Origin of the sequence: Pseudarthrobacter sp. S9 (assembly GCF_050156545.1) — a bacterium.
GTDB lineage: Bacteria > Actinomycetota > Actinomycetes > Actinomycetales > Micrococcaceae > Arthrobacter.
The window spans coordinates 960,319-980,286 of the sequence record NZ_CP189576.1; the positions used below are offsets into that span (position 1 = coordinate 960,319).

A 19,968-nucleotide genomic window follows, 5' to 3' on the forward strand; every position below is an offset into this window, starting at 1 on the left:
TTATCTCAGCAAAGAGAAAACGGAATAGCGTCCTACTTGTTGAATAATTCACGGGCATGCGATTCCAGGCGCAATGCCGTCCAATTTCTTTGCGGCGTAGCGCACGTCACGAATGACTTCCGGGCCCCGGTTCTTCAACTCCGAGATATTTGAAACACCCACCAGCGTCATGGTACGCCGCAGTTCGTCAGAAAAGACGCTGATAATGCGGCTCACGCCCGGCGATCCTGCTGCAACCAATCCGTAAAGGTAAGCCCGGCCAATAGAGCAGGCATCAGCTCCCAGAGCCAAGGCCTTCAGGATGTCGCTGCCGCGGCGGATTCCAGAGTCCACGTAAATTTCGATTGAATCGCCCACGCGCTGACGGGATTCCTGCAGGACGTCCATCGGACTCAGCATGTGATCCAACTGGCGTCCGCCGTGATTGCTCAGCTGGACAGCGTCGAGCCCGATATGCGCGGCCCTGGCTACATCGTCCGGATTGACGCACCCTTTAAGCACAATCTTGCCGGGCCATGCCTGGCGTAGCGCCTCAAGTTCGTTCCAGCCGCTACTTGCGTCAGAATGGCCCAATATCTGCTGCCACATCGAGGGTGTGACTACGGCGGATTTCGGGTTGTCAGGCTCGAGGTTCGGAAAACTGATTCCCTCCGCCCTGAGAAAATTCGCCCACCATGCGGGCCGCCGGGCAATGTCCAGCATGGTTGACAGGGTCAGCGCGGGCGGCGCAGTGAAGCCGTTGTGAAGATCCCGCTCCCTCGAGCCGAGCGCACGGGTGTCTACTCCCACGATCAAGGTGTCATAGCCGGCCGCCAGGCAGCGTTCCAGCTTGTCATCCCGTGCTTTGGAATCGGAAGTAAGGCCGAAGTTGAACCAACGATCCAGGGCGGGGTATTGCTCCGCGATCGATTCCATTGACACTGTGCTCAAGCCTGCCAACCCGTAGGGGATGCCTGCCTGTTGTGCGGCCCGGGCGACCGCCAGCTCTCCTTCGGGATGAAAAAGCCGTGTGGCTCCGGTGGGTGTCAAAGTGAGCGGCAGAGCACTGGACTTACCAAGCAAGGTGGTACTCGTGTCCGGCCCGGAGACGGGGCCCCAGCTTGGCATTAGCCCCCATGAATCGAAAACGGCGCGGTTGCGGCGGAGCGTCACTTCATCCTCAGACCCGCCATCGAGATAATCGAAGATGCCGGCAGGGAGGACTTTGCGGGCCGCCTGTCGATACTCTTCAACATTAAACGCGTTCGCCAGCACGCGGCGCTGACGCGAGAACACAGGCGCTTTCACCTGGACGAGCTGCCTGGCTTCACAGAATTTCAATTAGGGCCTCTCATCCGAGTGCGTGCGTTATCGTTCAGCCTAGGAAGAATGACCTCTTCCCTCTATGGATTTAACGACAAATTGAGGGGTGTGCTATCAGTAGCAACTGCCAAATGGCGGCGGTGGCGCAATCGTGATTGCTCGCCCCGCTGTCGGGAGCCATGACCTGCCGACCCTGGCGGATGTGGCCCGCTCGGCAGGATCTGAAATCGTGACTCTCACGGAAATGCCTGCCGATGACCACCAGTTTGTCGCGGGCTCGGTTCTGTACGACTCGACGGCGTTGCCAGCGAAATTTCCTGGGGCTGTTGCCCTGGCCATTGGTTTGTCGCTGTCCGGAAAGCGCCTGGGCATCAAGATCCGGGAGCTCAGGGACGCTGGCTACGTGGCAGTGGTCTACAAGACCAATGGGGGGTCGGATCAAGTTTTGCGCGAGACCGCGCGAGAATTGGGGATCGCCCTCTTCCGCGCTTCTGATTCGGTTCCGTGGAGCCAGGTCGCGGAAATCATGGATGCCGCAGTAATCCCGCACCGGCAATCAGGCCGCACCCTGGTAGACATACGTCCGGGAGACCTGTTCGACCTCGCGAACACTGTTGCGGCCCAAGCGGGCGGCGCCATCGCCATCGCGGACCCGGAGCAGACGATTCTGGCCTATTCAATCCTCCCGGACCAGCCCATTGACGAGACGCGCAGAAACTCCATTCTGCAACTGCATGTGCCGCATTCCCCGCAAACCGATGGGGACTACCGTCGCGTCCATGCCGCCAAAGACGCAGTGAACGTAGCAACTGAGGATCCCCTGCTCCGACGCACTGCGATCGCTATCCGGGCCGGGGAGTCCGTGCTCGGCTCACTGTGGCTCCTTGAGCTCGCGGAACACAACAATGAGGATGTCAATAGGATCCTGCGTGAGGCCGCCAACATTGCCGCTCTCCACATTTTGCACAAGCGAACGACGTACGTGTCAAACCTGACCCGGCAAATAGATTTGGTGCAGCCGTTGCTATTTGAGCCGGAACGTGCGGAGTTAGCCGCCATCAGGCTGCGGAGTTAGCCGCCATCAGGCTAGGGATATCTGCGTCTTCCGCTCGCATCGCCGCACTGAGTATCTGGCCGCCGGAAGCCAATGCGCCTGACACGCTTCAATCCCGTCTCCGGCTGTTCGACACCGTTCGCACCGCATGCGCCGTCCGGCTGCCCTCCGCAGTCTGCGGCTTGTCGGACAACATCGTCTACATCGTGCTTCCCCAAACCACCGAATCATCATTTCCTTTTCAGCGGAGCTCAATTCTGAAAATAGTCCAGAATGCTCGTCGGCTCCTGTCACGTCCCGTTCTTGCCTCTTTAGGCGGGGTGGCGCCGATCGACGGCCTTGGGGAATCCAGAATCAACGCGGAACTGGTTCTGTCGGAGCTGGTGCGCAACGTCACCGAAGGGCGCATACAGGCGGACTCTGATGACATCGTCGCGGACGACGACTCCATCGGCTCCCGCTTGTACTTGCGTCAGATGGTCTCTGCTTTGACAACAAGCGGTCAGCTGCCAGGAGCCCATGCCATCAAGATTGCCGAGTACGACGAACGGAACGGAAAGTCTTTCGGGAAAACCATTCACGCTTACCTAAGTTGCGGCGGAAATGCTATCGATGCCGCAAAGCAGTTGGATGTGCACGTCAATACGATCCGGTATCGATTGACCCGAGTGGAACGTCTTTTCGGGGTAGATCTGACCGATCCGGAAACGCGCTTGCTGGTGTGGCTGGAGTTGTGGGCCAAACACAATTAGGAGTCCCGGCTGCCCTGGCTGCGCAGGTCCGGAGAATGAACGGCCAGGAACGCCGGCCGTTCAAACCGAGTCAGGGCCGGCGGGCAATCACATCGAAAATGTGCCAGTGCTTAAGGCCCCGGAAGGATTGCCCGTCGTCGTCAAACACCTCGAACTTCAAGATTTCCAGGTCCTCAAAGAGCGCTCGCGCGTCCGCCGGCGTGTGGAAGTTCCACTCGGGCACGTCCGCCCAGGAATCCCGGTCCCCGAACAGGTTCACGGCGATGACGCCGGAGGGCCGCAGGGACTCCAGCAGCATCCGCCAGACGCGCCCAAAGTCTTCCGGGCGAATAAACGGGAGTGAGTAGCTGGCAAAGATGAGGTCCGCCGCCGGAAGTCCCCTGATGGCCTCGAACGGACTCACCTCGATACTCAGGCGTCGGTCCATTGCCGCCGGCCGGATCGCCAGCAGTCGCTCCCGCGTGTCCGGAAGCGAATCCACGGCATGCACCCGCCAGCCGTCATCCAGCAGCGCCAGCGTTTCCTTCCCGGCGCCGCAGCCCAGATCGATGGCGCGGCGGCCGTTCCCCGGACCGGCGAAAGCCATTGCGTCGAGACAGAGGGTGCGTACGGAACGCGTCGCCTGGGCTGCGTTGTAGGCGACCCAGACTTGGCTCCCGACCAGGCTTGCCACAGGATCAGCTTTCCAGTCGCGCGGCATTGAAGCCACAGCTCGCGGCTTAGGTGCTGATCTTCGCGACGGTCATCAGGATCGCCGAGTCCTCTTCCGCTTCCAGGCTGTGCAACCCCTCCGGAACGATCAGGAGATCGCCGGCTTTCCCTTGCCATGACTCCTTGCCTGCCCGCAACCGGACACAGCCCTGGAGCACAAACACGGTGGCTTCGCCGGGGTTCTGGTGCTCGCTGAGCTGGGTGCCCGCCTTGAATGCCATGACCGTCTGGCGGAGGACTTTTTCGTGCCCGCCGAACACGGTGTCGGCCGCTCTGCCACTGCTTGCCGCGAGTGCTGCCGCGATTTGCTGCCGGGCCAGGGCATCGATCGATATTTTCTGCATGAGGCCACCGTACCCACAATCCGGCCGGCAGACGATGGGGAAACCTGTGGTCGCCCGCCCGGGTCTCGACAGGCTCGAGCACCGGGGACAGGCTCGCCCACCAGGCCCGGAATCACCAGGCCCGGAGCGCTCAGTACACCACCTGGAAGTTGCTGAACGCCCCGGTGGCCCGGGAGATCGACTCCTCCACGTTCTCCACCCGACCCGGCGCCTCCGGCGAGCGCAGCCAGCGCCGGAACTCAAGTACCACTGTCTGAGGTCCCTCCGCCACGATGTCGACCGAACCGTCGTCGTTGTTCCTGACTGTACCGGTCAGTCCAAGCTCCTCGGCCCTGCGGACCGTCCAGTACCGGAAGCCGACAGCCTGCACCAGGCCGTCCACCCGCGCCATCAGCCGGACACGCTCCCCGGCCCCGCCCTCTGGAAACTCAGCCATGTTCCCAATCTAGCGCCCGGCAAAGTCCCAGCCACCAGAATCATTGGGACTTTCGCCCCTTACCTCGCAGCATCCATACGGGACACGCTGGTCGGAAGCGCTGCGGGGACTTGTCGAGACCCGACAAGTCCCCGCAGAAGTGCTTGACCCCCGCGGCGGCAACACTGCCTGAAAGGACAAGACGATGGCAGGACACTTCGAAATCTTCACCGACGCCGAATCGAACGTCAGGTTCCGGCTGCTCGCGGCCGACGGGACCGTGCTGGCCATATCCCGGGCCTTCAAGGACAAACGGTCAGCCGCCGATGGCATCATGGCGGTCCGCGAGTGCGCCGGCACCGGGCTGATCCGGGAGGTCCGCACCGCCTCCTAGGCCGGAACCCGCGGGAGCAGGAGCGGCCTGCCGTCGCCCGCGCACCGCCGTCACCGGCACTTCCCAGCGGTGTAGGCTGCGGCACAGGCCGCAAGGGTCAGCCCCAGCCATGGCGCTGATCTTCGTCCCGTTCTACGCCGTGACGCCGTGGCCTCGGACCCGCACGCCGTGATCGTGCAGATCTTCACCTACTTCCCCTTCTCGGCGCCGGTCACCGCGCTGCTGCGGAACGGCTTCGGCTCCCTGAACGTGCTCGAGGCGGGCATTATGATCGTCATCCTCTTCGTGGGCGCCGCCGTCATGCTCCGCCTCGCCGTGCGGCTCTTCCAGTACGGCTCCATCTCCTACACCTCGAAGGTCAACATCCGGACCGCGCTCCGGGCCGGATCGCGGCGTGCCGCGTCTGACGCAACGCCGACGACGCCGGAGGGCCGAGTGGGCGGGTCCGTCTACCGGCTGCCGAGGAACTTCCCGATCGCTGCGGCCATTGTCTTGGCCTGTGTCCAATGCAGGTAGTGCCCGCCGTCCAGAGTCACGATTTCGTGGCGTTTGACGTTGCTCAGGAGGATCTCGAGCGCCTCCGCCTTGGCAGGTGCCCCCGGGGCTCCGGCGCCGGATAGAAAAGCGAGCACGGGCAGTGAGTCGGGATAGGTGACTCCCCGGCTACTTACCCGGCTACTTACCCGCCGGACGAAGCGACGTGATCATCTTCCGGATGTCCTTGTACTCCGCGGTCGCCGCGTAGAGCTTCGCCTTCACCAGGTACGGCAGCGAGGGGTCCCCCGGCGTCGCGTTGTTCCCCGGGTTGTACGCCTGGCCGAACAGCGCACCGCTGGGCGGCCACAGGAACAGCTGGAACATGGGGCACGCCGTCGGGCCGGTCTCTTCCGGCATCATCGTGATGCCGTAGGCGGCGACGGTGGGCGGCGACGGCTCCGGCGCAGTGTTGTCTCCCCGGCCCTCGAAAACGTACCGGGGCACGTTGTGGTCGGCCGCGCCGGGTTCGGCGAGCGCCTGCATCGCCTCCGAATCGAACAGCAGGTACGGGTACTTCTCCGTGCATTCCGCGCCGGTTACTACATTGGTGCGCAGGGCGGCCATCTGCTTCCCGGCGCCATTCAGGACATCCACGAATTCTCCGCCCAACGTATCCTTCCCGGCCGGATCCTTGACGGTCCAGGCGGCCGGGTAGTCGAAGCCCAGCGTGCCGTCCGACGTCGTGAACGTCGCCCAGCCCGACGACGGCGGCACGGCTTGACTCGGTGAGTCTGCCGGCGAGCCCGCCGGCGTCGTGGTCTCAGAAGTCGGGGAGGGAGTCGTGGCGGTGCTGTGCGCTGGGCCCGGCGGCGACGCGCCGCCCGACGTCGTGGTGGCGGGAGCCGCGGTGCTGCCGGCCGGCTGGCTGGCCGCTGCAGACGTGGTGCCAGACGTGGTGGCAGACGTGGTGGCGGACGGCGCGGCCGGTGCGCCGCAGGCGGCCAGCAGCAGTGCAACTAGCAGGGCAAGGAGAACCGCGGTGGACAGCGTCTCCGCCCGCCTCTTCGCGCCCATGCGAAGCCCTCGCTTCCGGTGTGACGTTCGCCCGCTACGTCCCCGCCGGCCGCAGCGAGGTGATCATCTTCCTGATGTCCTGGTACTCGCTCGTCTGCTTGTAGGCCTCCGGGGTGTCGACGTTCGGCGAGTTCCCCGGCGTCGTGTCAGGCGTCGTGTCAAAGGGGTTGTAGGCGCCTCCGAACGCCGCACCGCTGGGCGGCCACGTGAAGAATTGGAAAATGGGGCAGGCCTCAGGCCCGGACGGCTCGGGAGCCGAGGTGATGCCGTACGCAAAGACGTTCACTTTCCTCGGATCAGTTGCCGAGGGATTCGAGCGGGACTCAAAGACAAAGCGGGGTGTAACACCCTGTTGCGCCAGGGCCGGAACGGGCTGGGAATCGAGCAGCGAATACGGGCTCTTCTGCGTGCATTCGGCTCCAGTGACCACGTTGGTCCGCAAGGTGGCCAGCGGTTTCCCTGCCGCAGTCAGGACCTCTGCGAAGGCACCGCCCGACGGCGCCTCGGCCGCCCGGTCCTTGATGGTCCACTCGGCCGGGTAGTCGAACAGTAACTGGCCGTCCGACGTCGTAAAGGTTTTCCAGTCCGCCGCCAGCGAGTCGGGGGCAGACGGTGTGGCCGTGGGCGGGGCGGTGTCCGGGCTGCTGGCCGCGGACGTAGCCGGCTGCGGACTGGTAGTGGGCGACGTGGCCGTGGAACCACAACCCGCCAGAAAGGCAGCGACGAAGAGGCCGGCGGAAACGGCTGTGCCACATACTCCGAGTCGACGCATTCCATCCTCCCCAGGGGATACGAAGTGGTTCGATGATGCCGGTCGTCCGGGCTTAAAAACAAGGGTCAAAGGTCCCGTCGCTTCCGCCAAACCGGCCGGCCATCGGACCGGCCGGGCGGGGTCTTCCCTGCCCACGGGAACTGGTCAATAATCAGAGGTCGGTGAGACGGTGCCAGAAGACAGCGCCAGACCTGATCACAACAGCCTGCTGGACGTTCCGAGGAGTGCCACATGACGGTCGAACAACCCACCGCGGAATCCGCTGAATTTTCCCAGGACCCGGCCCGCGACTGGTTCCAGGCCGCCGTCGTCTATCAGATCTATCCGCGCAGCTTCGCCGACTCCAACGGGGACGGCATCGGAGACCTGCGCGGGATCATCAGCAAGCTGGACTACCTGCACCGGCTCGGCGTCGACGTCGTCTGGCTGTCCCCGATCTACACCTCCCCGCAGGACGACAACGGCTACGACATCAGCAACTACCGCGACGTCGACCCCCTGTTCGGCACGCTTGCGGACCTGCAGGAGCTCACGGACGGGCTGCACGCGCGCGGCATGAAGCTGGTCATGGACCTCGTGGTCAACCACACCTCGGACGAGCACCCCTGGTTCGTGGAGTCCCGGTCCTCGACGGACAACCCGAAGCGGGACTGGTACTGGTGGCGGCCGCCGCGGGAGGGTTTTCCGGCGGGCACGGCTGCCAAGCCAAACACCGGCAGGGAGCCCGGTGTCCCGGGTGCGGAGCCGAACAACTGGGGTTCCGCGTTCTCCGGACCCGCCTGGGAGTTCGACGAGGCCAGCGGCGAGTACTACCTCCATATCTTCTCCAGGAAGCAGCCGGACTTGAACTGGGAAAACCCCGCCGTCCGGGCCGCGATCTACGACATGATGAACTGGTGGCTGGACCGCGGCGTGGACGGCTTCCGGATGGACGTCATCAACTTCATTTCCAAGGACCCTTCCCTGCCCGACGGCGCGATCGCCGGCGGGAAGTTGTACGGCGACGGTACGCCGCACTACATCTGCGGCCCGCGGATCCACGAGTTCCTGCATGAAATGCACCAGAACGTCTTCGCCGGGCGCACTGGCCCGCTACTGACCGTGGGCGAGATGCCCGGGGTGACGGTGGAGGATGCCATCCTGTTCACGGATCCCGCCCGTGCCGAGGTGGATATGGTCTTCCAGTTCGAGCACGTGGCCCTGGACCAGGAGGAGGGCGATAAGTGGCGGCCCAAGAAGCTGCTGCTCACCGAGCTGAAGAAATCCCTGGGCCGCTGGCAGGAAGGCCTGGCCGAGACCGGCTGGAACAGCCTCTACTGGGGCAACCACGACCAGGCCCGCGCGGTCTCGCGCTTCGGCGACGACGGCCACTTCCGCGAGCTCTCGGCCAAGATGCTCGCTGGCATCCTGCACCTGCACCGCGGCACGCCCTACGTCTACCAGGGCGAGGAACTGGGCATGACCAACATGACCTTCGGCGCGATCAGCGACTACCGCGACATCGAGGTGCTCAACCACCACCGCGAAGCGACCACCCATCTGGGTCACACCGACGCCGAGGTCCTCGCCGCGCTCGCGCCGCTGAACCGGGACAACGCCCGGACGCCGGTCCAATGGGACGCCTCCCGGCACGCCGGTTTCACCACCGGCGCGCCTTGGATTGCGGTCAACCCGAATGCCAACCACATCAATGCCGCCGCCCAGATCGGGGATCCCGACTCGGTGTTCAACTTCTACCGCCGCGTGATCGAACTGCGGCGCACCGAGCCCACAGTCTCGCACGGGGACTTCAGGATGCTGCTGCCCGGCGACGAGCACGTCTACGCCTTCACACGGTCGCTGCCCGGCACGGAGCTGCTGGTAGTGGGCAACTTCTCCGGTCAGGAGCAGCCAGTGACGCTCGGCAGCGTGGATCTCGGCAGCTTGGGTCTCGTCGGTGACGGCTGGGCCGGGGGCGGCGCGGAGCTGATTCTGGGCAACTACCCGGATGCGGGGTCCGCCCCGGACGGCGTATGGCACCTGCGGCCCTGGGAGCTGAAAGTGCTGCGCCGGAACAGCAACGGCCAGGCCTGATCGTCAACACTGGCCTCATCGTCAGACCTGTCAACTAGTGAGGGAGCTCGGAATGACCATTCCACCAGTACCGGGACCGGATACTTTTCCGCCGGATCCAGGCCCCACAACCCCGCCGCCGGAACCGGGCGACCCGTTTCCGCCGGAACCCGGTCGGGTCCCGCCGCCCGCGCCGATTCCGGAACCCGGTCCAGGGCCCGGGCCGCTGCCGATCCCCGATCCGGGGCCGATGCCTCCACGGCCGGACCCGACGCGGTTCTAGGAGCCCACCCACCGGGCACAGACGCTTACGGCAGGATGATGTCGCGCGTGCGGTGGTCGTAGTGGATGACCAGACGGCCGCCGCCGTGGTGGACCTCGTGGTTGGGGCCGTCGAAGGCACCGAACGCACCGTAGTTCTCATCCCAGGAGCGGTTGAGGGCGATCTTGAAGGTGTAGGTGCCGGCCGGGACGTCCGCCGCGATCTTCCAGAGCTGGTCCACGAGGTCCAGTTCCATCTGGGACTCGTCGTACTGCGGTGCCCAGTTGGCGGGCGCACCCAGCAGGATGTTGAAGTCACCGGCGACGGCGACTGCTGCCGGCTGCTCGACAGTTTTCGTGGCCTCAGCGGCGGCGGGAGCAGCGGCAGCAGTGGCCGGCGCGGCGGGAGCCTTGTCGGCGGTCTTGCGCTTGCGCACCGCCTTGGCGACGGGGGCAACCGCGTCCTCGATCAGTTTGGCGGCCTTGCCGACAGCCTTGGCCGCCTTCGGGGCAGCTTTCGCGGCTGGTTTCCGGACAGGCTTCTCGGCAGGCTTCTGGGCCGGCTTCTCCGCCGGCGCAGCAGGGAGCGGGGTGTCGGCCGGAACCGGAGTTCCGGCGTCGAGCGCTTCAGCGAAGGCGTCAGGGTCCGCGAACGCGACGGTGGCGCGCTGGCCGTCGTCGGTGATGGACCAGCCGGGACGGCCCTTGACGAGCCAGCCGGCCTTGACGAGCTTGGCGGTGGCCGTGGTCAGCGACTTGTGTCCGCGGGGAATTCCACCGCTCAGGAGTTCACGCTCCTGCTCGTTGAGCGGCACGCGGGCGATTGCCTCGCCCAGCACCGCGCCAGCGTTCAGATTCTCACTCGACCACACCCCCTCTGTCAGAACATCCAGCACGGCCTTAAGCCGAAGGGTGGTTTTTTCCGCAGTGTTCGTGGCCATGGGTCTCCTTTAGAAGCAATTGATCCACCTGCATCTTGCCAAGGATTTGTGCATTTCCGCGACTGGAAACCGTTAACTCTGTGTGTCGTGACCCACTATGACAGCCTCGAACCGACGAAACGAGTGGCCGATCTCGGGTACCCGCCAGTAGCTTCGCATCTGCGACTACGTGTCTTGGCCATGCGCTAGTCACAGGAGTCCCCCGGGAGCAGAATAGGGCGATATACCTCTTGCCCCGGGAGCCGTTATGGCGCGCTTCACGCTCTGGCTGCAGCACCACCGTCTTTCGGCGTTCTTCGTTCTGGCCTATGCGATTTCCTGGTCGTCGTGGCCTCTCTACGCCGCCGGGCTGATGCCGCAGATGGAGTTCCTGTCCGTGGGCCCGCTCGTGGCCGCGCTAGTCATCACCGCGTTGGCATGGGGCAAGGCCGGGTTCAAGGCGTGGGGACGGCGGCTCATCCGGTGGCGCGTGGGCTGGGTCTGGTACGCCGTGGCGCTCCTCCTCCCCGCCGTGATGGTACTGGTGACGGGCTTCACGAATGTGGCCATGGGGGCCCCCCTACACGGTCTGGGGGACCTGACGTGGTCCGGGCTTCTGACGGTCTTTGCCGTGCGCTTGATTAATCCGCTGGACGGGCCCGTGGGCGAGGAGCCGGGCTTCCGCGGCTATGCCGTGCCCTTGCTTCAGACCGGCCGGCCGCCGCTGCTGGCCGCCTCGATCCTGGGCATCCTGGTGGCCTTCTGGCATCTGCCCCTCGTGGTGTTCGGGCACCTCAGCCTGATCGGGCTGCCGTCAACCTTTGTCATCACCTTCCTGTACGTCTGGCTGTTCAACCGCACCGGCGGCAGCGTCCTGCTGACGATGCTCTTCCACAACAGCCAGGGCACCTTCACGGTGGGTTCCTTCGGCTTCTCCAGAGCGGACCTCGGCCGCGCCGAGCTGATCTATTTCGTGGTGCTGCTCGTCGCCGCGTCGGCCACGATTTTCCTAGACCGCGAGGCCTGGCACCCGGCGCCCCGGCCCGCCGTCGGCCTAAGTCCCCGCCGCTAACGGCAGTGCCGGTGGCCGTTGTGCCCCCGGGAGCGACGTGCCTATAGTGGCGATCTGCTCCCGGTCATTCAATTTCAGGAGATTCCCATGGAAACACGTACCCTCGGTTCGCTCACCGTCTCCGCCCTCGGCCTGGGCTGCATGGGCATGAGCGAGTTCTACGGCCAGGGCGACGACGCCGAGTCCGTCGCCACCATCCATGCCTACCTCGACGCCGGCGGCACCCTGCTGGACACCGCGGACATGTACGGACCGTTCACGAATGAATTACTGGTGGGCGGCGCCATCGCAGGCCGGCGCGACGACGTCGTCCTCGCCACGAAGTTCGGCAACGAACGCCGGGCCGACGGCTCCTGGGTGGGCATCAACGGCTCCCCCGAGTACGTTCGCGCGGCCTGCGACGCGAGCCTGCAGCGGCTCGGCGTGGACCACATCGACCTCTACTACCAGCACCGCGTGGACAAGACTGTTCCGATCGAGGACACCGTGGGAGCCATGGCGGAGCTGGTCCAGGCCGGCAAGGTGCGGCACCTGGGACTCTCCGAAGCCGGCGCCGACACCGTGCGCCGGGCCCATGCGGTGCATCCCATCAGTGCCCTGCAGACCGAATACTCGCTGTGGGAGCGGGAGCCGGAGACCAAGATCTTCCCCGTCCTCGCTGAACTCGGGATCGGCTTTGTCCCCTACAGCCCGCTCGGCCGCGGCTTCCTGACCGGCCAGCTGCGCAGCCCCGACGACTTCGCGGCCGACGATTTCCGCCGCCACTCGCCGCGCTTCCAAGGCGAGAACTTCACCCGCAACCTGGACCTCGTGGATCGGGTCAAGGAACTGGCCGACGCGAAAGGCTGCACCCCGGCGCAGCTGGCCCTCGCGTGGCTGCTGGCCCAGGGCGCGAACATCGTTCCGATCCCGGGCACAAAGAAGCGCGAACGCCTGCGTGAGAACCTCGGCGCCGCAAACGTCGAGCTGTCGGCCGAAGACCTCAACCGCCTCGACGAACTCGCCCCCGCCGGCGCCGCGGCCGGAGCCCGCTACCCGAACATGGGGACCATCGACGGCTGAGGTGGCAGTTCAGCCTCCCGCAATTCGCCGGCGGGTTGCCGCCTCGGCGGGCAACCCGTTGCTGAACATCGCTCTTGGGACACGGTAGGGCGCCCGCGCTTCATCCTCCTCAATTGGACTTACCCTGGTCTAGATCATCGTCATGGGGAAAGTTGGAAAATTGAGTCACGTCCGCGGTCTTGAAGCAGCTCCAGTCACATTGAGCGAGAGGCTGAGCGATGACGTCCAGCTCTATTGCCCTCTGTTTCAGCGACGTTATGTCTGGGGAAAGCGAGAGATCGACCAGCTCTGGTCGGATATCGATACGGTTCTCGACGGGCAATACACTCGCCGTTTCCTCGGCGCCTTGGTATTTGATGATGAACGAGCCCCCACCGCACGGGAAGCTGGTCAATACTGGGTTATCGACGGCCAGCAGCGTCTCACCACTATGGTTCTGACAGTGATAGCCCTTTCTAAGCACTCACAGCGGTTCGGAGATGCCGGCCACGACATTGCAAGAGATCTCTATGGTCAGTTCTTGGTCAGCCGCAAACGAGAAACCAACGATCATCCAAAGCTTCGTCCGACCCTTCGAGACACAAAGCAATTCAACAACATATTGCGCGGCGCTTTTGGCACAGGATTCGACCTCCACATCGACGTCGAACGCGAGGCCGGCGAAGATGCCGGTGACATGACGAAAGCCTTCTCAATAATCTTGAAGCACATTGAAGGACGAACCGTCATGGGTGAAGACGGCCTGCAACTCGATGTCGAAACCACAATTGAGAAGATTGAGCTCCTTCGAGAGGTTCTCCTGGACCGACTTGAGTTCGTAGAAATCAGGCTCGGTGAGGCCCACGATCCTAACGAAGTCTTCGACCGTCTCAACAATGAGGGCGTCAAACTAGGAATCATCGATCTGGTCCGCAACGAGGTCCTGAAGCGTCTCCGCGACAACGCGAACACGGCTCTCCGTCTCTATTCGGAACAGTGGAAGCCATTTGAGGATGCCTTCGCCGATAACGCCGCCAAGACTGGCTACTTCTTCCCATTTGCTCTGACTGTTGAGCCAACAATCACTAAGGCGACAACCTTTAAGTCGCTGGCCAACCGCTGGGCAGAAATGACGAGTGAGGACGGCTGGACCGCCCACCAGCAGCTTCTTGAGATCATGAGCGATCTCCGACGCCATCAGTCGGCCTACAACGCGATTCATTCGGGTCGTCTTGACGGCCTCGATGTCGAACTGCAGGAATCGGTGCGACGCCTCAATGATCTGAATCGGCCGGCCTCGTGCTACCCCTACGTAATGCAGCTACTAACTGCCACCAGCGCAGGCGAAGCCGACATTCCCGACGCCGTCGAATGTCTGAACATCATCGAGTCCTTCCTTGTGCGGCGTGCCATTCTGGGGATCGAACCCACAGGTCTCCATGCGGTGTTCAAACGCCTGTGGCGGGACGCCCAGGCAGATCCCAGAGAAGTTCGAGCACAGATCGTCTCGTCCACAGTGACCTTTCCGGACGATCCGATGTTCAAACGTGGAATCGAGACCGGAAATCTCTATGACCGGCGCATCTGCAAGTACATTTTGGCCGAGTACGAAAGGGCGTCAACGCGCTCGGACATTATGCGCGGTCTTCCTGAGATTACTGTCGACCACCTCATGCCACAGGACTACTCGGGCGAATGGATGCAGGTCTTCACAAAAGAACAGCACAAGGCCCTCGTCAATACCTGGGCGAATCTAGTTCCACTCTCCCAGCCTGCAAACTCCTCCAAGAGCAACAGAAATTGGTCCCAAGTCCGCGACCATCTACGCGTGGAGACCGTGTTTTCGACGACTAAGCGCGTCTACACGGACAATGACGGGTGGACACCAGAAGCACTCGGCGAACGGACGGCTCAGCTGCAGGAATGGGCTGTGAGGAGATGGCCGCACTTCGGGGGCCTTCTCGAGGACGACAGTGCCTTCGACATGTCTAACGAACTCTTCACATCCGAGCTGGACGATCTCATCAGCTGAAGGACAAGGTGCCGACTTGGGTAGCGCAGGCCGCGCAGGCCCAAGTCGGATCTCGCCAACTGCTACTGCCCGGACGCCCCCAGCTCTGCCAGCAGCTCCGCTTTGCGTTCCTCGTTCGCGAAGGAGGAACGGATCGAGTTGGCCGCCATGCGCACACAGTCGAATTCGGACAGGCCGATCACCGATTTCAGCTGTGCGAAGTTGTCGTCCACGTACCCGCCGAAGTAGGCAGGATCGTCCGAATTCACGCTGACGTTCAGCCCCGCGGCCAGCATTGCCGGCAGCGGGTGCTCGGCCAGGGTGTCCACGGCCCGCAGCCTGACGTTGGACAGCGGGCACACGGTCAGCGGCGTCAGCTCGTCGACCAGCCGTTCCACCAGCTCCGGGTCCTCCATACACCGGATGCCGTGGTCGATCCGCTCCACGCCAAGGACGTCCAGCGCTTCGATGATGTACGACGGCGGGCCCTCCTCGCCGGCGTGGGCGATGCGCCGCAGCCCAGCCTCCTTGGCCCGGGCAAACAACCGCTCGAACTTGGCCGGCGGGTTGCCCACCTCGGCCGAATCCAGCCCGATCCCGGCAATCGGCGCGTCCATGGCCAGCAGCTGTTCGAGCACGTCCAGCGCGGATTCCTCGGACAGGTCCCGCAGGAATGCCGCGATCAGCAGTGTCGAGATGCCGAACTCCTCGGCGGAGGTGGCCAGCACCGACGCGACACCGTTGACGCACGTCTCCAGCGAAACTCCGCGGGACACGTGCGCCTGGGGATCCAGCATGATCTCGGCATGCCGCACCCCTGCGACCGCCGCCCGGGCCAGGTACGACCGGGTCATGTCGGCGAAGTCCTCCTCCGTCTGCAGCACGGCCATGTTGGCGTAGTAGAGGTCCAGGAACGACTGCAGGTCGGTGAACTCGTACCGGGCGCGGAGTTCGTCGAGGCCGGCGTACGGCAGGCGGATCCCGTTGCGTTCGGCGAGCGCGAAGATCAGTTCCGGCTCCAGCGTCCCCTCGATGTGCAGGTGCAGCTCCGCCACGGGCAGCATGCCGGCTCGTTCCACGGCCATGTCAGCGGGTTCGGTGTCGCGTGGCTCGGCCCCGCCGTCGTTATATTCCATCCGGCAAGGATATGCCCGCACGCCGCCGGCACCGATAGAGTCCGCGAGATTGCTGGCAGCTAGAAGCTGACAAACACAACGACGCCGGAGCGCACCTTCCGTAGGTGAGTTCCGGCGTCGTTCATGTCTTGTTGGGCGGGATACAACTCCGCTGTGCGATCAGGCAGCCTGCGGGAGTTCGCGGACGATCCGCACTTTCCAGGCGGCGTCGTCGCTCGTGTCGAGCAGGGCGACGGTGCCCATGGCCAGGTGCAGCCCGACCCGCTTGGCGGCCAGCAGTTCAAGGTAGAGGTTCTCGTTCATGCGGGCCGGGGCGTCGATGACGTACTTCACGGCGTCGCGGACCTTACGGTAGTTGGCGCTGCGCTCGCGGTGGAGGTGGAGTTCCAGCATCTGGCGCTGGCGAACCTTCGGTTCGTGGCGGTTCAGCCAGGACACCGCCGCGTGGACGGCCACGACCAACACTACGGAGATCACATAGATCTCCCAGCCGGTGTTGAGCAGGAACAGGGGCAGGTTGGCGATCGCCACGACGGCGATGAAGAGCCGCAGAGCCAGCAAGCGCCGCAGTGTCAGTGCCGCCGCCGCCATCGCCGCGCGGAAACCGTGCTGTTCCTTGCGGGCCGCGGCCGGATCCAAGGTGAATTCCTCCAGCACCACGACGCCTTTCGCTTCGGGCTCGAGCAGCTGCCCGAATTTGGGCCCAAGGGGCATCACAGGTGCTGGGTTCATGGCGTGTCCTCCGGACGGCGTAGGTGGGTTCCTGCTATATTACGCGCCATCCCGGTGGGCTGTCTGCTCCATTCCGAAATGTGAACATGCGCACGCGTAGCCGACTGCAATTGGAGCTTTGGCCCCGTGGCCTCAAACTGGAGAGATGCAGACTTTCCTCCCCTTCCCCGATTTCCAGCAGAGCGCCGCGGTCCTGGACCGTCTCCGGCTCGGCAAGCAGCGTGTTGAAGCGCTGCAGACCCTCCGTGCGCTGGTGATCCCGGAGTATGGCTGGCAGTCCCATCCGGCCATCCGGATGTGGATGGGCTATGTCCCCGCGCTGACCCTGTACGGCCTGTCGATGGTGGACGAATGGACGGCCCGCGGCGGGGAGGACACCACCCGCGACAAGATCATGGAGTTCGCACCCCAGGCCGCCCACCCCGATTACGCCGCGAAGATCCCCATGCCGCCGTGGCTGGGAGATCCCGAGCTTCACCTGAGCCACCGCTCCAAGCTGATCGCCAAGGATCCGCGGTTCTACACGCCGCTGTTCCCCGGCACGGAAGCGGATCTGGAGTACGTCTGGCCCGGACCCAAGCACGTGCTGCTCCCGGAAGATCCCATCGGCGACCGCCTGTGGGTGCTCCGGCAGCCGGTCGGGGACACCGATCCTGAGCAGCTGGACACCGTCAGCCTCCCGCCGGCAGGCCGCGCGAAGGCCGCGTCCGAAGACGAGGAGTACCAGTTCGTCTACGCCGACTCGGGTGCCCGGCGCCCGGCCAAGCAGCGCAAGCTGCCCCCGAAGCAGCTCGTCAAGAAGCCCACGCGGAAACGCCAGCACCAGGAAGAGGCATTCACCACCCTGCCCGGCAACTCTGTGGTGGCCATCCCGTTCGACGGCGGCAACTCTTTCGCCGTGGGTAAGGTCCTGGGCCGGCCGATCACCGTGGACGGCCGCTTCGCGCGCCACTTCAAGGTCGACGAGATCATGAACCGCTCGGACTTCGACTACCCGGCGCTGCTGCAGGATCCCCGGGTCTTCTTCCCGATCCCCGCACTCTAGGGGGTCGACGGCGGCCGGAGGCCGACGCCGGGCGGCACGCCGCAGCTCGCCGGGCGGCAGGCCGCAGCTCGCCAAAACTGGCAGACTGGCCATCATGACTGTACTTCTGGCCGGTTGCGGCGATCTGGGCACTGAAGCAGGCCTGCGCTTCGCCGCGGCAGGCCATCGGGTGGTGGGCTGGCGGCGCTCTCCTGGGAAGTTGCCTGCCTCGATCGAAGGCGTTGCGGCGGACCTGGGCTCGGGCAAACTGCCGCCCATCCCGGCGGACACCACCGCCGTCGTCGTGGCAATAGCGGCCGATTCCCCCACCGTGGAGGCCTACCGCGCGGCGTACGTTGACGGCCTGGCGAACGTGCTGGACGCCGTCGAGGCCGCGCGGGAGCGCGACGGCGTGGTTCCGCGCAGGGTGCTGTTTGTCTCCTCGACCGCGGTGTACGGCGACGCCGGAGGCGGCTGGGTTGATGAAAGCACGACGCCGGCACCCGGCGGATTCTCGGGCCGGATCATCCACGAGGCGGAGGAGTTGCTGTACAGCAGGCTCCGCGGCACCGGGATCACGCCCGTGGTGCTGCGGCTCGGCGGCATCTACGGGCCGGGGCGGACCCGGCTGATCGACCAGGTGCGGGGCGGAACTGCCGTGGGGCCGCATGAATCTCACTTCACGAACCGCATCCACCGGGACGATGCAGCGGCTGCCATTGTGCATCTGTGCACAATGGACGCCGATCCATGGCCCCTGTACCTGGGCGTGGACAACGACCCGGCCGAGCTTGGCGAGGTGCTGGGCTTCCTGGCGGCCGAGCTGGGACTCCCCCAGCCGCCGTCGGAAGCCTCGAAATCCTCAGCGGGGAGCGGCTCAAGGGGCGAGCCGTCGCGAGGCTCAAGGGGCGAGCCGTCGCGAGGCGGCAACAAACGTTGCAGCAATGCGCTGCTCCGAAGCACCGGCTTCGCGTTTCATTTCCCGAGCTTCCGGGAAGGGTACCGGGCCATTCTGGCCGGCGTCGGCGTGCGCCACCCCTAGTCTTTCCCTGCGCGCCCATTCCAGCGCAACTTTCCGCCGCACTTTCGAGGGGAACCATGGATTTTCAGCACATCATTGAGACGGTCGGCCGGTTCATGGACTTCGCCGGTGTGGCCGTCATGGTGATCGGCGCGCTGGTGTCCATCCCGATGGCATTGCGGGGATTCCAGCCGGAACGCCGGCGGGCAGGGTCCGAACCGCTGTCCGTCTACCGTTCCTACCGGCAGCTTCTGGGCCGCTCCATCCTGCTCGGGCTGGAGCTGCTGGTGGCGGCCGACATCATCCGGACCGTCGCAGTCACGCCGACCTTTGAGAGCGTGGGCGTGCTGGCCATCATCGTGCTCATCCGGACGTTCCTGAGCTTCTCGCTGGAGCTGGAAATCACCGGCCGGTGGCCCTGGCAGAAGCAGCCCGCGGGAGCTGCGGCCCCGGCCGCCGTCGAGAGCTGAAGCCTATCCGAGCAACAACGGGACAGTTAGGCTCGGCCCATGACCGAAAACACTGCCTCGAAGTCCATTGCGTCCAAGGCCTCCGAACTGCTCGCTCTGCACCAGGCGCCGGAAATCCTCCAGATGGTGAACGTCTGGGACGCCATCACTGCGAGAGTTGTCGGCGATGTCCCCGGCGTCAAAGCCCTGGCGACGGCCAGCCATTCGATCGCAGCGTCGTTGGGGTACGAGGACGGCGAGAACATCCCTGTGGACCTGATGATCGACGCGGTGGGCCGGATCGCGGCGGCAACGCGGCTGCCGGTGAGCGCCGACCTTGAGTCGGGCTACGGCAACCCGGGCGAGACTGTCCGCGAGGCGATCGGCGTCGGCATCGTCGGCGCAAACATTGAAGACCAGATGCGGCCGTTGGCCGAGGCCGTGGACCAGATGGCTGCCGTTATGCAGGCGGCCGGAGCGGAAGGCATCGATTTTGTGCTGAACGCCCGCACTGATGCGTTCCTCAAGGGCAAGGACCGCGACCCGTCGGAGGTGCTGGCCGACGCCATCGAGCGCGGCCGGGCTTTCCTCGATGTCGGAGCCACCACTGTGTTTGCGCCTGGGCTGCTGGACGAAAGCACCGTCCAGGCGCTGGTGGACGGCATCGGATGGAACAAGGTTTCGGTCATCAATGTGCCAAGTTCCCTGCCGCCCGCACGGCTGCAGGAACTCGGCGTCTCGCGCATTTCCTACGGTCCGTGGACGCAGCGCGTGGCGCTGACTGCCCTCGCTGACGCAACAGCGGAACTGGTGGCCGGCGATCCGCTGCCGGAGGGAACGCGCCCATTGAACTGATCGCCCGCCGGCGGGCCGGGCAGCTTTGGCTTGGGCGGCTTTTTGGGTCGGGCGGCTTTGGGCCCGGCAGCGGGGCGTATGTGATCCGGGCCAGAAGCA

The 19,968-nt window shown here is 64.7% G+C and carries 21 protein-coding genes; 12 read left to right on the forward strand and 9 right to left on the reverse strand.

The genetic code is table 11. From position 1 onward, the window contains the following. Window positions 1–48: 48 nt before the first annotated feature. Window positions 49–1,320 (reverse strand): alpha-hydroxy acid oxidase, encoded by a 1,272-nt coding sequence (locus ACQCSY_RS04455; RefSeq protein WP_427133524.1) that lies wholly within the window; start codon window positions 1,318–1,320, stop codon window positions 49–51. Window positions 1,321–1,531: 211 nt separating this feature from the next. Here ACQCSY_RS04455 and ACQCSY_RS04460 point away from each other — a divergent pair, with 211 nt between their 5' ends. Continuing rightward, window positions 1,532–2,377 carry a hypothetical protein gene (locus ACQCSY_RS04460; protein WP_427133525.1) on the forward strand — a complete coding sequence of 282 codons (846 nt, stop codon included), beginning with the start codon at window positions 1,532–1,534 and terminating at the stop codon, window positions 2,375–2,377. A gap of 161 nt (window positions 2,378–2,538) precedes the next feature. Continuing rightward, entirely contained in the window at window positions 2,539–3,108 is a 570-nt protein-coding gene (locus ACQCSY_RS04465) for a helix-turn-helix domain-containing protein (RefSeq protein ID WP_427133526.1), read from the forward strand. 70 nt (window positions 3,109–3,178) lie between these two features. On the opposite strand, the gene ACQCSY_RS04470 is transcribed toward ACQCSY_RS04465, so the two are convergent. The 3 genes from ACQCSY_RS04470 to ACQCSY_RS04480 all read right to left on the reverse strand — a co-directional run bounded on the left by ACQCSY_RS04470 (window position 3,179) and on the right by ACQCSY_RS04480 (window position 4,599). Then, entirely contained in the window at window positions 3,179–3,781 is a 603-nt protein-coding gene (locus tag ACQCSY_RS04470; RefSeq protein ID WP_427133528.1) for a class I SAM-dependent methyltransferase, read from the reverse strand. A 46-nt stretch (window positions 3,782–3,827) separates the two neighbouring features. Further along, a complete protein-coding gene (locus tag ACQCSY_RS04475; protein WP_427133530.1) occupies window positions 3,828–4,163 on the reverse strand; it encodes a cupin domain-containing protein in 336 nt (111 codons plus the stop codon). Between the two features lie 130 nt (window positions 4,164–4,293). Continuing rightward, window positions 4,294–4,599, reverse strand: a complete 306-nt coding sequence (locus ACQCSY_RS04480) for an acylphosphatase (RefSeq protein ID WP_427133532.1) — start codon at window positions 4,597–4,599, stop codon at window positions 4,294–4,296. Between the two features lie 184 nt (window positions 4,600–4,783). Between ACQCSY_RS04480 and ACQCSY_RS04485 the strand changes: the two genes are divergently transcribed. Both ACQCSY_RS04485 and ACQCSY_RS04490 read left to right on the forward strand, forming a co-directional pair. Continuing rightward, a complete protein-coding gene (locus ACQCSY_RS04485; protein ID WP_427133534.1) occupies window positions 4,784–4,972 on the forward strand; it encodes a YegP family protein in 189 nt (62 codons plus the stop codon). A 147-nt stretch (window positions 4,973–5,119) separates the two neighbouring features. After that, complete coding sequence (locus ACQCSY_RS04490; RefSeq protein WP_427133536.1) at window positions 5,120–5,488, forward strand: hypothetical protein; 369 nt, start codon at window positions 5,120–5,122, stop codon at window positions 5,486–5,488. A 159-nt stretch (window positions 5,489–5,647) separates the two neighbouring features. Here ACQCSY_RS04490 and ACQCSY_RS04495 read toward each other — a convergent pair whose 3' ends face one another. Next, entirely contained in the window at window positions 5,648–6,523 is an 876-nt protein-coding gene (locus ACQCSY_RS04495; RefSeq protein WP_427133538.1) for a hypothetical protein, read from the reverse strand. A gap of 34 nt (window positions 6,524–6,557) precedes the next feature. Beyond that, window positions 6,558–7,295, reverse strand: a complete 738-nt coding sequence (locus tag ACQCSY_RS04500) for a hypothetical protein (RefSeq protein ID WP_427133539.1) — start codon at window positions 7,293–7,295, stop codon at window positions 6,558–6,560. A gap of 231 nt (window positions 7,296–7,526) precedes the next feature. Between ACQCSY_RS04500 and ACQCSY_RS04505 the strand changes: the two genes are divergently transcribed. Further along, complete coding sequence (locus tag ACQCSY_RS04505; protein WP_427133540.1) at window positions 7,527–9,368, forward strand: glycoside hydrolase family 13 protein; 1,842 nt, start codon at window positions 7,527–7,529, stop codon at window positions 9,366–9,368. A 287-nt stretch (window positions 9,369–9,655) separates the two neighbouring features. On the opposite strand, the gene ACQCSY_RS04510 is transcribed toward ACQCSY_RS04505, so the two are convergent. Next, window positions 9,656–10,549, reverse strand: coding sequence for a glycosidase (locus tag ACQCSY_RS04510; RefSeq protein ID WP_427133542.1), 894 nt, complete (start codon window positions 10,547–10,549; stop codon window positions 9,656–9,658). A gap of 247 nt (window positions 10,550–10,796) precedes the next feature. Here ACQCSY_RS04510 and ACQCSY_RS04515 point away from each other — a divergent pair, with 247 nt between their 5' ends. The 3 genes from ACQCSY_RS04515 (at window position 10,797) to ACQCSY_RS04525 (ending at window position 14,673) form a co-directional block, all read left to right on the forward strand. After that, complete coding sequence (locus ACQCSY_RS04515; RefSeq protein ID WP_427133544.1) at window positions 10,797–11,600, forward strand: CPBP family intramembrane glutamic endopeptidase; 804 nt, start codon at window positions 10,797–10,799, stop codon at window positions 11,598–11,600. Window positions 11,601–11,687: 87 nt separating this feature from the next. Next, window positions 11,688–12,662: an aldo/keto reductase gene (locus ACQCSY_RS04520; RefSeq protein WP_427133546.1), complete on the forward strand. Its 975-nt coding sequence runs from the start codon at window positions 11,688–11,690 to the stop codon at window positions 12,660–12,662. A gap of 142 nt (window positions 12,663–12,804) precedes the next feature. Then, the gene (locus ACQCSY_RS04525; protein ID WP_427133548.1) at window positions 12,805–14,673 is read left to right on the forward strand and encodes a DUF262 domain-containing protein; all 1,869 of its coding nucleotides are present in this window, start codon (window positions 12,805–12,807) and stop codon (window positions 14,671–14,673) included. A gap of 62 nt (window positions 14,674–14,735) precedes the next feature. On the opposite strand, the gene ACQCSY_RS04530 is transcribed toward ACQCSY_RS04525, so the two are convergent. Both ACQCSY_RS04530 and ACQCSY_RS04535 read right to left on the reverse strand, forming a co-directional pair. Continuing rightward, window positions 14,736–15,737, reverse strand: a complete 1,002-nt coding sequence (locus tag ACQCSY_RS04530; RefSeq protein ID WP_427135678.1) for an adenosine deaminase — start codon at window positions 15,735–15,737, stop codon at window positions 14,736–14,738. A 210-nt stretch (window positions 15,738–15,947) separates the two neighbouring features. Next, a complete protein-coding gene (locus ACQCSY_RS04535; RefSeq protein WP_427133550.1) occupies window positions 15,948–16,520 on the reverse strand; it encodes a hypothetical protein in 573 nt (190 codons plus the stop codon). Window positions 16,521–16,665: 145 nt separating this feature from the next. Here ACQCSY_RS04535 and ACQCSY_RS04540 point away from each other — a divergent pair, with 145 nt between their 5' ends. The 4 genes from ACQCSY_RS04540 to ACQCSY_RS04555 all read left to right on the forward strand — a co-directional run bounded on the left by ACQCSY_RS04540 (window position 16,666) and on the right by ACQCSY_RS04555 (window position 19,869). Then, on the forward strand, window positions 16,666–17,565 hold the full coding sequence (locus ACQCSY_RS04540) for an MSMEG_6728 family protein (RefSeq protein ID WP_427133551.1): 900 nt from the start codon (window positions 16,666–16,668) through the stop codon (window positions 17,563–17,565). Between the two features lie 94 nt (window positions 17,566–17,659). Continuing rightward, entirely contained in the window at window positions 17,660–18,586 is a 927-nt protein-coding gene (locus ACQCSY_RS04545; RefSeq protein ID WP_427133553.1) for an SDR family oxidoreductase, read from the forward strand. A 56-nt stretch (window positions 18,587–18,642) separates the two neighbouring features. Beyond that, window positions 18,643–19,035, forward strand: coding sequence for a DUF1622 domain-containing protein (locus tag ACQCSY_RS04550; RefSeq protein WP_427133554.1), 393 nt, complete (start codon window positions 18,643–18,645; stop codon window positions 19,033–19,035). A gap of 39 nt (window positions 19,036–19,074) precedes the next feature. Continuing rightward, window positions 19,075–19,869 (forward strand): isocitrate lyase/PEP mutase family protein, encoded by a 795-nt coding sequence (locus tag ACQCSY_RS04555; RefSeq protein ID WP_427133556.1) that lies wholly within the window; start codon window positions 19,075–19,077, stop codon window positions 19,867–19,869. Window positions 19,870–19,968: the final 99 nt, after the last annotated feature.

Bases quoted from the DNA above. Each gene is read 5' to 3' on its own strand.
- ACQCSY_RS04555 (WP_427133556.1), top strand. From the start codon at position 19,075: ATGACCGAAAACACTGCCTCGAAGTCCATTGCGTCCAAGGCCTCCGAA.
- ACQCSY_RS04545 (WP_427133553.1), top strand. From the start codon at position 17,660: ATGACTGTACTTCTGGCCGGTTGCGGCGATCTGGGCACTGAAGCAGGC.
- ACQCSY_RS04520 (WP_427133546.1), top strand. From the start codon at position 11,688: ATGGAAACACGTACCCTCGGTTCGCTCACCGTCTCCGCCCTCGGCCTG.
- ACQCSY_RS04485 (WP_427133534.1), top strand. From the start codon at position 4,784: ATGGCAGGACACTTCGAAATCTTCACCGACGCCGAATCGAACGTCAGG.
- ACQCSY_RS04495 (WP_427133538.1), bottom strand. From the start codon at position 6,523: ATGGGCGCGAAGAGGCGGGCGGAGACGCTGTCCACCGCGGTTCTCCTT.
- ACQCSY_RS04535 (WP_427133550.1), bottom strand. From the start codon at position 16,520: ATGAACCCAGCACCTGTGATGCCCCTTGGGCCCAAATTCGGGCAGCTG.
- ACQCSY_RS04475 (WP_427133530.1), bottom strand. From the start codon at position 4,163: ATGCAGAAAATATCGATCGATGCCCTGGCCCGGCAGCAAATCGCGGCA.
- ACQCSY_RS04530 (WP_427135678.1), bottom strand. From the start codon at position 15,737: ATGGCCGTGGAACGAGCCGGCATGCTGCCCGTGGCGGAGCTGCACCTG.
- ACQCSY_RS04505 (WP_427133540.1), top strand. From the start codon at position 7,527: ATGACGGTCGAACAACCCACCGCGGAATCCGCTGAATTTTCCCAGGAC.
- ACQCSY_RS04510 (WP_427133542.1), bottom strand. From the start codon at position 10,549: ATGGCCACGAACACTGCGGAAAAAACCACCCTTCGGCTTAAGGCCGTG.
- ACQCSY_RS04480 (WP_427133532.1), bottom strand. From the start codon at position 4,599: ATGGCTGAGTTTCCAGAGGGCGGGGCCGGGGAGCGTGTCCGGCTGATG.
- ACQCSY_RS04525 (WP_427133548.1), top strand. From the start codon at position 12,805: ATGGGGAAAGTTGGAAAATTGAGTCACGTCCGCGGTCTTGAAGCAGCT.
- ACQCSY_RS04500 (WP_427133539.1), bottom strand. From the start codon at position 7,295: ATGCGTCGACTCGGAGTATGTGGCACAGCCGTTTCCGCCGGCCTCTTC.
- ACQCSY_RS04515 (WP_427133544.1), top strand. From the start codon at position 10,797: ATGGCGCGCTTCACGCTCTGGCTGCAGCACCACCGTCTTTCGGCGTTC.
- ACQCSY_RS04550 (WP_427133554.1), top strand. From the start codon at position 18,643: ATGGATTTTCAGCACATCATTGAGACGGTCGGCCGGTTCATGGACTTC.
- ACQCSY_RS04540 (WP_427133551.1), top strand. From the start codon at position 16,666: ATGCAGACTTTCCTCCCCTTCCCCGATTTCCAGCAGAGCGCCGCGGTC.